Below are 11,882 nucleotides of genomic sequence, written 5' to 3' on the forward strand. Positions count from 1 at the left end.
ATATTACCCAACCTCGCTCAACGCACGTTGACTGGCGTCGAGCTTTGGCTCTACGGTTGTTGAGGAATCGGGAGTCCTGGGTGGGCCACCGGGTCCTCCACCGTTGCTACCTGCCCTCCGGCGACTGCTCGCACGCGTCCGGACCGGGCCTGAGAAGGAGCACCATGCCCAACCGGAACGCTGTCGGCACGGACGTCCCGAAGGAGGCGCCGGATCGTCCCGCGCCGGCGGGAACGCGCCGGCCGGGCCTCACCCTGGCGGTCATCGCGACCTGCTACCTGATGGTCGGCATCGACTCGACCATCGTGAACATCGCTCTGCCCAAGATCCAAGCGGCGCTGGACTTCTCGCCGGTCGGGCTGTCGTGGGTGATCAACGCGTACCTGCTCGCCTTCGGCGGCCTGCTGCTGCTCGGCGGACGGGCCGGCGACATCTTCGGACGGCGCCGGGTGCTGGTGATCGGCACCGTGCTGTTCACGGCGGCCTCGCTGCTCGGCGGCCTGGCGAACGCGCCGTGGCTGCTGATCCTGGCCCGCGCGCTGCAGGGCGTCGGCGCGGCGATGGCCGCACCCGGGACCCTCGCGCTGATCGCCAGCAACTTCGAGGAGGGGACGCCGCGCAACCGCGCGCTCAGCATCTACTCGGCGACGGCGGCCACCGGCACGTCGATCGGGCTGATCCTCGGCGGCATCCTCACCTCCTGGGTGTCCTGGCGGTGGGTGCAGTTCGTCAACGTGCCGATCGGGGTGGCGGTGGCGGTGCTGGCCCCGATGTGCATCCGGGAGACCGCCCGGCAGAACGGCCGATTCGACTTCCTCGGGACGATCACCGGCACGGCCGGCGTCGGCCTGTTGGTGTACGCGTTCATCCGGGTTCCCGCCGAGGGCTGGAGCGACTCCCTGACGGTCACCTGCTTCGTCGCGGCGGTGGTCCTGCTGATCGGGTTCGTGCTGGTCGAGCGTCGGGTCAGCCATCCGATGGTGCCGCTCGCGCTGTTCCGGGACCGGACCCGCACCGCCGCCTACCTGAACATGCTGATGTTCACGGCGACGATCCTCAGCCTGTTCTACTTCCTCAGCCAATTCATCCAGAACGTCCTGGAGTTCTCGCCGATCCGGGCCGGGCTGGCGTTCCTGCCGATGACGCTCGGCATGTTCGCGGTGGCGAGGGTCGTCCCCAAGCTGCTGCCCAAGTACGGCGCCAAGCGCTTCATGGTGGTCGGGGCGCTGCTGATGACGGTCACCGCGGTGTGGCTCAGCCGCATCTCGGTGTCCGACAGCTACGCCGTCGGCGTGCTCGGACCGATGCTGCTGTTCGGCATCGGAGCGGGCTGCTGCCTGATGCCGACCAACGTGACCGTCCTGAGCGGGGTGCAGCCGCAGCTGGCAGGTGCGGCCTCGGGCGTGCTGCAGACCATGATGCAGCTGGGCGGCGCGCTCGGTCTGTCCATCCTCGTGACGGTGTACGGCACCGCCAGCGACGACGCCGCCAAGCACCCGCAGGCCGGCACCGCGGTGGAGGAGGCGCACCGGGCGCTGACACACGGCGTGCAGAGCGCCTTCACCGCCAGCATCGCCTTCGTGGGCTGCGCCCTGGTGATCGCGACGCTGCTGATCCGCACGCCGAAGCCGGCGGCGAAGCCCGCCTGACCGGAGCCGTGGGCGGTCGTCGGGTGCCCCGGCCCACCGGTGGGCCGGGGCACCCGACTTCGGGCCTTTGGGCCGGGTTCAGCGGCAGTGAATGCGCCGCACCGAGCATGGTGGAAAACCCAGGAGAGGTACTCGCATGCGCGATCGGGACCAACCCACCCCCGGCTCCGGCCGAGCGGCCGCGACCACGCCGTACCTGACGGCCGGCCCCGCGGCGGACGGGCGACCGGTGCTGTTCTGCTTCCCTCACGCCGGTGGCAGCGCATCGGTGTTCACCGCGCTGCGTACCGCCCTCGCGCCCGCCGCGGACGTGCTGCCGGTCCAGCTGCCCGGCCGGGAGAACCGGCTGCGGGACCGACGACCCGGCTCGATGGCGGAGCTGGTGGCCGTCCTCGACCAGCAGCTCGACCCGTACCTGGCCGGGCCGCACGTGTTCTACGGGCACAGCATGGGCGCCCTGGTGGCGCACGATCTGGTGGCCCGTCGGCAGGAACGGGGTGTGCGGATCCCCGACCGACTCGTCGCCGGGGCGGCCCGGGGGCCGCGGCTGCCGGCGGCCCTGGTCGCGGCACACGTCGACTCCGACGAGAACCTGCTGGAGAGGATCGTGGACTGCGGGGGCTTGTCCCCTGACCTGCTGAGGTACCCGGACTGGTACCGGCCGGTGCTGGAACTGACCCGCGCCGACCTACGGTTGTGCGCGACGCGGAGCACCTCGCCGACGGCGCCGCTGGATTGCCCGGTCGACGTCTTCCACGGTGTCGCGGATCCGCTGGTGACCGAGCGGGACGCGCTCGCCTGGGTCGGGGCCGGGTCGGCGGGGGGTGCGCTGCACCGTTTCGACGGTGGGCACTTCTTCTTCCTGCGGGAGTCGGCCGGGCCGTTCGCCTCGCGGCTCGGCGCGGTGGTCCGGGCGGCGGCGGAACCGGTCGGTCCCGACCGGAAAACGGTCCCGTCCCGGCAGCGGTAGGCATGCCGGGACGGGACCGGAATTCGGCCAGGGGTGGAAGAAATCAGCCGTTGAGAGTGATCCGGAGGTTCACCGTCATGGTGGAGACGGGAAGGATCAGGCCCCATTCCCGGACTCCGGTGAGTCCGAGGAACTTGCCTCCGGTGCCGATCGCGGGGAACCGGGCCCAGGCTCCGCCCAGCATTTCCTGCCGGTCGATGGTGCCGCTGGATCGCAGCGTTCCGTCGGGGAGCTCGATGGCCTCCTCGTAGTGGGTCATGAGGTGGCCGTTCGGTGCGACATGCGTGGCCGTCACCATACCGACAGTGTGTCCGATCGTGGTGCCGTCGGCGTCGTAGATCTCGTCGAAATAGACGATGGCGTCCCCGACCTTCTGGATCGGCAGCGGCTCGTTCTGTCCGATGTAGTGGTAGCGGACCGTCTTTTCCGTCACGTTGTCGATGACGATGTTCACCATGTCGCTCCCTGGTTCGATGGTGGAGAAAGTCTTTCCGCTATGATCGGTCCGACTTCTAAAGCCGTGCCTTTTTCTCCCTTGGCCTGGCGGGCGTCCTCGTCATCCGATGGCCTCCGGCCGGTCGTCGGCGGTGAGGATTTCCTGATGGAGGGTGCGCAGCGCGGATCCGGGATCGATACCGAGGTCGCGACGGAGGGTTTCCCGGGCGGTTCGGTAGACGTTCAGTGCGTCTGCCCGCCGTTCGGACCGGTAGAGCGCGATCATCAGCTGCCGGTAGAAGGTCTCGCGGAACGGCTGGTCGACGGTGAGCGAGTAGAGCTGCCCGATGATCTCGCGGTGCCGGCCGAGGGCGAGATTGGACTGCATCATGATCTCGATGCATTCCAGGCGGTGCTCCTGGATCCAGGTGGCGAAGCCGTTGACGATGGGCCCGTCCCGCAGGTTGCCGAGGGCCGGCCCGTGCCACATTCCGAGCGCCCGTTTGAATTCCGCGACTGCCTGTTCGTGCTCCTCGCGGTCGACGTGCTGGCGGCCGTTCTGCGCCAGCCACAGGAACGCCTCGACGTCCAACCCGTGCGGGCCGAGGTGCAGCATGTAACCGGAATGCTGGGTTTCGATGACGCTGCCCGTACAGCCGGCCCTGATCAGGAATTTCCGGAGCTGGGACACGTAGACGTACAGGGCCGAAGTGGCGCGCAGCGGTGGACGCTCCCCCCAGAGTTCGGTGATCAGATCGTCGATTCCCACGCTCTGTTCGGCCCGGGCCAGCAGTGCGGCGAACAGGATTTCCACTTTGCGGGCGCTGACCGACCGTCGCTGCTCATGGCTGTTCACGCAAACGGGGCCGAGGACCTCGAAGGTGACAGGGTGAAGCCTTTGTGCTGCGGTAAGATCCAGGCGAAAAGGTGAATTGACGGTTCCGCTTCTTTCGCCAAGGCCCACGAGCTGCAAGTTATTGAACATCTCCCTCTCTCCCCGTACCTGTTGATTGCTTCCTGTGACAATAGCGGTAGGTGTGCGCTCGTGGTGGGTAACGCGGAAGGGCGAGGTCCGTCGACCGGAAACGACTAAGGCAGGCCGGTCGACGGACCTCGCTTCAGGAGTCGGCGATATGGATCGCGGCGGCGGGGCAGAGGCCGGCCGCGAGACGGGCGAGGGCCGCGTCGGCGTGATCGGGGTTCGGCCGCAGGACGAGGGAGGTGCCCTCGTCCGGGTCCTGGTCGAAGACCTCCGGAGCCACCCTGGCGCACTGGCCGGCCGCGATGCACCTGGCGGGGTCGACGGTGACCCGGGCAGTGCGGTCCCCGCTGCGGGGGACGCTCACCAGGTGACGGGAACGGAGTCGTAACCGTAGATCAGCGTCTCCCGCTTGAACGGCAGTTCCTCGACGGGGAGCGCCAGCTTCAGGGTGGGGATCCTGGTGAACAGGGTGGACAGCACCACCTCCAGTTCCAGTCGGGCCAGGTTCTGGCCGATGCACTGGTGGATGCCGTAGCCGAAGGCCAGGTGGTGTCGGCTGTCGCGGGCGAGATCGAGGGTGCCGGGCTCCTCGAAGACGTCGGGGTCGTGGTTGCCCGCCGCGGTGGACAGCAGGATGCCCTCGCCGGCCCGGATCACCAGCCCGTCGATCTCGATGTCCTCGATGGCGGCCCGGTGGGTGACGTGGTCGGCGTGGCTGATGAAGCGCAGCAGTTCCTCGGTCGCGGCAGGGGCGGTGGCCGGGTCGGCCTGGAGCAGCGCCAGCTGGTCGGGGTGGGTGAGCAGGACGACCGCGCTCAGCGAGATCAGGCTGGCGGTGGTCTCGAAGCCCGCGATCAGCAGCAGCACCGCGAGGCCGATCAGCTGGTTGCGGTCGTCGAGGCCGTTCTCCGCGAACTTGACGATCAGCCGGGTGAGCAGGTCGTCCTCGGACAGGTCGGCGCTCTTGCGTTCGACGAGGTCTGCCAGGTACGTCCGCATGTCGCCGAGGTTGGCGGCCCACTCCTCGGCGGTGACGGTGCGGTTGACGACGGTGCGGGCGCGCTGTTGGAACATCGCGCGGTCGTCGTAGGGGACCCCGAGCAGTTCGCAGATCACCAGCGACGGAACGATCAGGCCGAGTTCCTGGACCAGGTCGGCCTCGCCGGGCTTGGCGAGGATCGCGGTGACGCAGTCGTCGACGATGCCCTGGATGTAGGGGCGCATGGCCTTGATCCGGCGGAAGGTGAACTCGTTGACGACGGTGCGACGGTAGAGGTTGTGCTGCGGCGGGTCCATCCAGGGCAGCACGCCCGCCTTGTCGACCTCCTGCTGGCCCTCGACGAGCGAGGGGAAGCCGGGCTTCATCGGGTCGGAGCTGACCCGCGGGTCGGCCAGCAGTCGCCGTACGTAGTCGTACTTGGTCACCAGCCAGGCCACGCGGTCGCCGGGGAGGGCGACCTTGGCGATCGGACTCCCGGCGCGCAGTGCGGTGTACTCCGCAGGGGGGGTGAATGGGCAACTGCGAACAATCGGGAACTGAAGGATATTATTCCCGAGCGGCACGTCATTCACGGAATTCTCACTTCCGGGTGTGGTGTGACTGGATTGCCTCCGCATAGATCCTCGTGCTGCCAACTAAAGTCAATCTTAAGGCAGTTGGTCAGGTCGGCAACGCCACCACCTCCAGGGCCGCGCCCAAGGATGGCCTTAAATCCACTTAAGAACCCGGTCCGAGGATCTCGTCCGGAGCGGCCCCGCCGGGCAGCGACGCCGACCACGCGGAGGGATCTGATGCACCCCGAGGGAATCCATATCGTGTCAACCGGGACTGCCCTTCCCGGTCCACCGGTCGACAATTCGGCACTCGCGCGACGTTTCGGTGCGAGCGACCAGTGGGAGGAGTGGATCCAGCTCTTCATCGGAACGGCCACCAGGCACCTCTCCGTCGACCTGGACACCGGTGAGCGCCGCAACTCGCTCGCGGACCTCGCCGAACTCGCCGGCCGGCGCGCGCTCGACTCCGCCTCCCTCGCGCCCGAGGACATCGACCTGCTGGTCATGGGCACCGCCACCCCCGACCGCCTGCTGCCCACCACCGCCTCCGTGGTCGCGGAGCGGCTCGGCATCGACGACCTTCCGGTGTTCCAACTCCAGTCGGGTTGCACCGGGGCGTTCCAGGCGCTCAGCGCCGCCCACCAGCTGCTCGGCACCGGCGCGTACCGGCGGGCGCTGGTCCTCGGCGGCGAACTGAACGAGAAGTACTTCGACCTCGGCCAGGACTTCGGGGCCATGCGCCCCGAGCAGCTCATCAACTACGTGCTGTTCGGCGACGGAGCGGGTGCCGCGGTGCTCGCCGCCGATCCGGAGGGCGCGCGAGCCGTGATCCGGCACAGCTCCGTCCGGCTGACCGGGCTCGGCCGGCCCGCCGGTCAGATCCTCGAATGGTTCGGCCCGGCCGACCGGACGTCCGACCGGATCCCGGCCGTCGAGGACTACAAGGAGATCGAGGCCTCCGTGCCCCGGATGAGCCGCGAGATCCTCGACCGGTTGCTCTCCGACCTCCGATGGACACCCGAGGACGTCCACTACGTCATGCCGCCCCAGCTCTCCGGCCGGATGACCCGGAAGGTGGTCGAAGCCCTCGCACTGCCCGGCGCCCAGGAGATCAGCTGCGTCGTACGGACCGGCAACACCGGCAACGCCACGCCCTTCTTCCAGCTCGAACAGGCGCTGGACGTGATGAGCCCCGGTGACCGCGGCCTGGGCATCTCCGTCGAGTCCAGCAAGTGGATCAGGGCCGGCCTCGCGATCGAGCGGTTGTGAGCGAGATGACCGCGACCACGGCCACGCCCGGCTCGTTGCTCGACCTCCACCGCGCCGGGCGACTCGCCGCCGACTACCCGCAGGTGCGCGCCCGGCTGTCGGTCGCCCCGGAGGCCGAGTTCCAGCGTGCCGGACAGCTGCTCGCCCGACTGGACCCGGAGGAGGTGCTGCGCGCACACCCCCAGGTGCCGCTGGTCCGGGTCGCGGTCACCGGGCACGGAAACCTCGCCATGCTGGTGCCGCCGCTGACCGCCGAACTCGCCCGGCACGGAGTGCTGTTGCGTCCGACCGTCACCGACTTCGACAGCTACGTCGCCGAGCTCTCCGACCCGGCCGGCGAACTGCACGCCTCCCGGCCCGACCTGGTGCTGTGCGTCCTCGACCCGATGGTGGTGCTCGACGACCTGCCCACCCCCTGGGACCTCGACGCCGTGCGGACCGCCGTCGACCACCGGCTCGCCCTGATCGAAGGCCTGGCCGAACAGTTCGTCGTGCACAGCGAGGCCACCCTCGTCCTCAACACCCTCCCACTGCTGCGTCGTTTCACCGCCCAACTCGTCGACTACCGATCGCGCGCCCGCCTCGGCGCCCTGTGGCGGGAGGCCGGCGCCCGGCTGCTGAGGCTCGGCGAGCGCAGCCCCCAGGTCGTGGTGCTCGACCTCGACCCGCTGCTCGCCGAGGGCGTGCCCGCGAGCGACCCGCGACTCAGCACCTACGCCGGTGCCCATCTGTCCGCCCCGCTGCTCGCCGCCTATGCGAAGGAGGCCGCGCACCTGGTCCGGCACCTGCAGGGCCGGACCAAGAAATGCCTGGCCGTCGACCTCGACGAGACGCTGTGGGGCGGCGTTCTGAGCGAGGACGGCTTCGAGGGCATCGAGATCGGCGAGGGCCTGCGAGGGAAGGCGTTCACCGCGTTCCAGCGCGCGGTACGGCAACTGGCGGCTCAGGGCGTGCTGCTCACCGCGGTCAGCAAGAACGACCTGGAACCGGTCCGCGAGGTGCTTCGCTCCCACCCCGGCATGACTCTGAGCGAGGACGACTTCGTGCGGGTCAGGGCCGACTGGCAGGCCAAGCCGGGCCACCTGCGGGAGATCGCCGGTGCCATCGGCATCGGCCTCGACAGCTTCGTCTTCGTCGACGACAGCCCCCACGAGTGCGGGGTCGTGCGGGAGCACTGCCCCGAGGTGGACGTGGTCCCGCTCGACACGGAGCCCGCCCTGCACGTCGAGAAACTGCTGGCCGACGGCTGGTTCAACGTCAGAGAGGTCACCGCGGAGGACGGCGAACGCACCGCGATGTACCGGGCCGACGCCGCGCGCGGCGAACTGCGCACCGCGCACGCCAGCCTCGACGGCTACCTGGCGGACCTCGGCATCACCGTCACGCTCGCTCCGGCGGAACCCGGCGAGATCCAAAGGCTCTCCCAACTGACCCTGCGCACGAACCAGTTCAACCTGACCACGGAGCGGCTCCAGCCGGCCGACGTGCAGGACCGGATCGACGACCCCACGCGGACGGTGCTGTCGGTACGGGTCGGCGACCGGTTCGGCGGCAGCGGACTGACCGGCGCGGTGTTCCTGCGGCAGTCCGGTGAGGTGCTGACCGTCGAGAACTTCCTGCTGAGCTGCCGGGTACTGGCCCGCGGTGTGGAGGGCGCCTGCCTCGCCGCCGTGCTGAGGCGGGCCGAGGCGCGGGGCGTGCACGCCGTCGAGGCCGAGTACCGGGCCACGGCGAAGAACGCCAAGGTGGCCCGCCTCTACCCCGACCACGGGTTCCGGGAGACCGGGGGCGACGGGGCGACCACGGCCTACCGCCACGTGCTGGAGGAACTGCCGGCCGTGCCCGGCCACATCCGGCTCATCGACCGCACGGAGTCCGCCAACCGCCCTGAGAAGGAGGGACGTTGAAAAGTCTGGACGAATTCGCGGAGTTGATCGGCGATCAGCTCGGGGTCCCGATCACCGTCGAGGACCTGCACCGCGACATCGACGAGGTGCCGGGCTGGGACTCGCTGCACGTGATGTGGTTGCTGACCGTCCTGGAACGGGAGACCGGTCGACGGTTGTCCCTCCCGCAGGTGATCGAGGCACCCACGCTCGCCCACGTCCACCGGCTGGCGGTGGGCGCGTGAGCATCGGGCCGCTGGTGCGGCAGCGCCGCCACACGTACTACTTCCTGCGCGCGATCCGCGGCTTCGCTCCCGTCTTCCTCGACACGGACGTCGACATGAGCCGGGTCCAGCAGGCGCGCGAGGCCGCCCGCGAGAGCGGACGGCGGTACTCGGCGGTCGCCGTCGTCGTGCAGGCCGCGGCCCGGGCACTCGCCGCCCACCCGCGCGCCAACGCGGCGCTGCACGGCGTGCTGCGGCCGCGGATCGAGACCTATGACCGGGTCGACGTGAAGGTGGCGCTGGACAAGACCCTGGACGGCGAGCGGGCCGTGCTCTCGGCGGTGCTGCCCGATGCCGACCGGGCCGACCTCGACGAGATCCAGACCTGGCTCGCGCACTACCGCGACGGTGACCCGGCTCGGATGGCCGAGTTCGCGCCCGTCCGGCGGTTGCAGCGGCTCCCGGTCCCGCTCGGCGCGTTGCTCTTCCGGCGGGCCCTGCGCCCGCCGGCCGGTCGGCGGCGGATCATGGGCACGCTCGCCGTCTCCTCGCTCGGCCACCGGCCCGTCGACGGATTCCACTCCGTCGGCGGCACCACCATCACCCTCGGGCTCGGCCGGATCACCGACCGGCCGGTGGTACGCGACGGCCGGGTGGTGATCGCGCCCGTGCTGCGCGTCAACCTCGCCTTCGACCACCGGGTGGTGGACGGCGCCGAGGCCGCCGACCTGCTCGCCGACATCAAGAGCGCGCTGGAGGACTTCCAGGTGCCCGCCGCGCTCCGCCGTTCCGATCCGACCGGGTCCGGCAGGGGAGCCGAATGAACGACGTGGCCGAACTCAAGCTGTACGGGCTGGCCCACGCGCGGGCCCAGAACATCCCGCAGGCCGCGTACCGGGCGGTCTGCGAGCGGATCGAGTCCGACGACCAGGACGCCCCCGGGTCCTGGGCGGGAGAGTGGAGCCGCGCCGCGGCCCGGCTGGAGGCCGAGGGGCGGCTGCTCGATGCCTGTGGCTACTACAACCTGGCGAGGTTCCCGGCGGTCGACGGCCCGGCCCGGGAACGCGCGCTGCGCAAGTGCGTGGAGACGTGCGCCGCCTGGGCCGCCGACCACGGCGTGGTCCGGCTGGAACTGCCCGTACTCGGCGAGAAGGTGCCGTGCTGGGCGAGCGGCCTGGGCGGCGCCGAGCGGCGGCCGCTCCTGCTGGTGATGGGTGGCATCATCAGCATCAAGGAGCAGTGGATGCCGCTGCTCGGCCGGGCCGCCCGGCTCGGCATGGCCGTCCTGGTCGCCGAGCTGCCCGGAGTGGGGGAGAACCCGCTGCCGTATACCGCCGACAGCTGGCGGATGATCCCGCAACTGCTGGACGCCGTCGCCGAGTCCGCGGACGTCGGGCAGACCTATGCACTGACCCTCAGCTTCAGCGGCCACTCCGCGCTCCGGTGCGCCGTCCACGACCCGCGAATCAGGGGAATCATCACCATCGCGGCTCCTGTCAGCGCCTTCTTCACCGACCCGGACTGGCGCCGCGGCCTGCCCGGGATCACCGTGGACACGCTGGCCGGCCTCACGGGCGCGGGGGCGGAGGCGATCACCGGCGACATGGGATCCTGGGCGCTCACCGATGAGGAACTCGCGGCCCTGGACATTCCCGTCCACTACCTGGCGACCCAGGAGGACGCGATCATCCCGGGCGCGGACGTGGTGCGCCTGCGCACCAGGACCCGGCGAACCGAGGTCCTCGAGTACCGCGACGCGCACGCCGGCCCCGGCAACGCCGCCGAGACCAAGGTGTGGATCTTCCGCTCGCTGCTGCGGATGAGGGGTGTGCGCGGGCCCGGTCCCGTGCTGCTGTCCGCCGCGGCCACCCTGCTCCGGTTCCGTCGGCTCCTTGTAGGCCTGCGCCGCTGAGCACGTGCGGTCGGGCCCGCGCCGTCGGACGCCCGCGCCGCCGGACGCCCGCGCCGCCGGGCCCGCGCCGCCGGACGCCCGCGAGCCGTTCGGGGACGGCGTCCGGCGTTACATCAACTTCCTACGAAGATCGGACGATTCCGTGAGTGACACCTCCACCGAGCTCGACACCACCCGCCCAGGCCTGGCGCGGATGTACGACTACCTGCTCGGCGGCACCGAGAACCATCCGGTCGACCGCGCACTGGTCGACGAGATCGCGGTGACCGACCCGGGAGTGTTCGCCGCCGCGCGTGCGAACCGCGACTTCCTGATCCGCGCCGTCACCTACCTGACCGAGGAGGTCGGCATCCGCCAGTTCCTCGACATCGGCTCGGGACTGCCCACGCAGGACAACGTGCACGCCGTCGCCCGGGCCATCGACCCCTCGGCGCGCGTGGTGTACGTCGACAACGACCCCACTGTCGCCGTGCACGCCGAGTCGCTGGTCCAGGGCCAGGACGGCATCGCGGTGATCCTCGGCGACCTCGGCAGCCCGCAGAGCCTCCTCGACCACCCGCGGGTGCGCGAACTCATCGATTTCGAACAGCCGGTGGCGCTCCTGCTGGTCGCCGTCCTGCACTTCGTCCCGGACGGCAAGGACCCGTGGGCGGCCGTCCGGCTGCTGCTCGACGCTCTGCCCGCCGGGAGCCACCTGGTGCTCTCCCACGTGTCGCTGGCCGAACTCGACGACCTCGCCGCGACCACCGACCGGGCCTTCGAGAAGCGGAGCATCGAACTCAACGCCAACCGTTCCAAGGCCCAGATCGGCCGCTTCCTGGACGGTCTCGAACTGCTGCCTCCCGGTCTGGTCGAGACCACCGAGTGGCGGGCCGGGGAAGTCGCCCCGCGCCGGGTCAGCGAGATGGTCATCTACGCGGGCGTCGCCCGCAAGAACTAGGGCGCGCCGGCCGCTGGGGACAGCGGCCACGACGGAGCCAGGGCCACAGTTTTCGACCGAG

Annotated in this window: 12 protein-coding genes; 8 read left to right on the top strand and 4 right to left on the bottom strand. The window is 70.2% G+C overall.

Features of this window, described 5'->3' with window-relative positions:
- Nucleotides 1–164: 164 nt before the first annotated feature.
- Nucleotides 165–1,649, top strand: a complete 1,485-nt coding sequence (locus tag ACZ6EM_RS07980) for an MFS transporter (protein WP_465772010.1) — start codon at nt 165–167, stop codon at nt 1,647–1,649.
- A gap of 136 nt (nt 1,650–1,785) precedes the next feature.
- Nucleotides 1,786–2,619: a thioesterase II family protein gene (locus ACZ6EM_RS07985; protein WP_465772011.1), complete on the top strand. Its 834-nt coding sequence runs from the start codon at nt 1,786–1,788 to the stop codon at nt 2,617–2,619.
- Between the two features lie 43 nt (nt 2,620–2,662).
- Here ACZ6EM_RS07985 and ACZ6EM_RS07990 read toward each other — a convergent pair whose 3' ends face one another.
- The 4 genes from ACZ6EM_RS07990 to ACZ6EM_RS08005 all read right to left on the bottom strand — a co-directional run bounded on the left by ACZ6EM_RS07990 (nt 2,663) and on the right by ACZ6EM_RS08005 (nt 5,473).
- On the bottom strand, nt 2,663–3,076 hold the full coding sequence (locus ACZ6EM_RS07990; RefSeq protein WP_465772012.1) for an allene oxide cyclase barrel-like domain-containing protein: 414 nt from the start codon (nt 3,074–3,076) through the stop codon (nt 2,663–2,665).
- A 99-nt stretch (nt 3,077–3,175) separates the two neighbouring features.
- Nucleotides 3,176–4,039: an AfsR/SARP family transcriptional regulator gene (locus ACZ6EM_RS07995; RefSeq protein ID WP_465772013.1), complete on the bottom strand. Its 864-nt coding sequence runs from the start codon at nt 4,037–4,039 to the stop codon at nt 3,176–3,178.
- Between the two features lie 133 nt (nt 4,040–4,172).
- Complete coding sequence (locus ACZ6EM_RS08000; RefSeq protein WP_465772014.1) at nt 4,173–4,400, bottom strand: ferredoxin; 228 nt, start codon at nt 4,398–4,400, stop codon at nt 4,173–4,175.
- Nucleotides 4,397–5,473, bottom strand: a complete 1,077-nt coding sequence (locus tag ACZ6EM_RS08005) for a cytochrome P450 (RefSeq protein WP_465772015.1) — start codon at nt 5,471–5,473, stop codon at nt 4,397–4,399. Before ACZ6EM_RS08005 ends, ACZ6EM_RS08000 begins: the two co-directional genes overlap by 4 nt.
- A 354-nt stretch (nt 5,474–5,827) precedes the next feature.
- Between ACZ6EM_RS08005 and ACZ6EM_RS08010 the strand changes: the two genes are divergently transcribed.
- From ACZ6EM_RS08010 to ACZ6EM_RS08035, 6 genes are all read left to right on the top strand, one after another.
- Complete coding sequence (locus ACZ6EM_RS08010; RefSeq protein ID WP_465772016.1) at nt 5,828–6,859, top strand: 3-oxoacyl-ACP synthase III family protein; 1,032 nt, start codon at nt 5,828–5,830, stop codon at nt 6,857–6,859.
- A gap of 5 nt (nt 6,860–6,864) precedes the next feature.
- A complete protein-coding gene (locus ACZ6EM_RS08015; RefSeq protein WP_465772110.1) occupies nt 6,865–8,766 on the top strand; it encodes an HAD-IIIC family phosphatase in 1,902 nt (633 codons plus the stop codon).
- Nucleotides 8,763–8,990, top strand: coding sequence for an acyl carrier protein (locus ACZ6EM_RS08020; protein WP_380358373.1), 228 nt, complete (start codon nt 8,763–8,765; stop codon nt 8,988–8,990). Before ACZ6EM_RS08015 ends, ACZ6EM_RS08020 begins: the two co-directional genes overlap by 4 nt.
- A complete protein-coding gene (locus ACZ6EM_RS08025; RefSeq protein ID WP_465772017.1) occupies nt 8,987–9,793 on the top strand; it encodes a 2-oxo acid dehydrogenase subunit E2 in 807 nt (268 codons plus the stop codon). Before ACZ6EM_RS08020 ends, ACZ6EM_RS08025 begins: the two co-directional genes overlap by 4 nt.
- Complete coding sequence (locus tag ACZ6EM_RS08030; RefSeq protein ID WP_465772018.1) at nt 9,790–10,881, top strand: alpha/beta hydrolase; 1,092 nt, start codon at nt 9,790–9,792, stop codon at nt 10,879–10,881. The genes ACZ6EM_RS08025 and ACZ6EM_RS08030 overlap by 4 nt, the downstream gene beginning before the upstream one ends.
- Nucleotides 10,882–11,023: 142 nt before the next feature.
- A complete protein-coding gene (locus tag ACZ6EM_RS08035) occupies nt 11,024–11,821 on the top strand; it encodes an SAM-dependent methyltransferase (RefSeq protein WP_465772019.1) in 798 nt (265 codons plus the stop codon).
- The last annotated feature ends 61 nt before the right edge of the window (nt 11,822–11,882 follow it).

This window comes from Kitasatospora sp. NPDC041917, assembly GCF_055589745.1.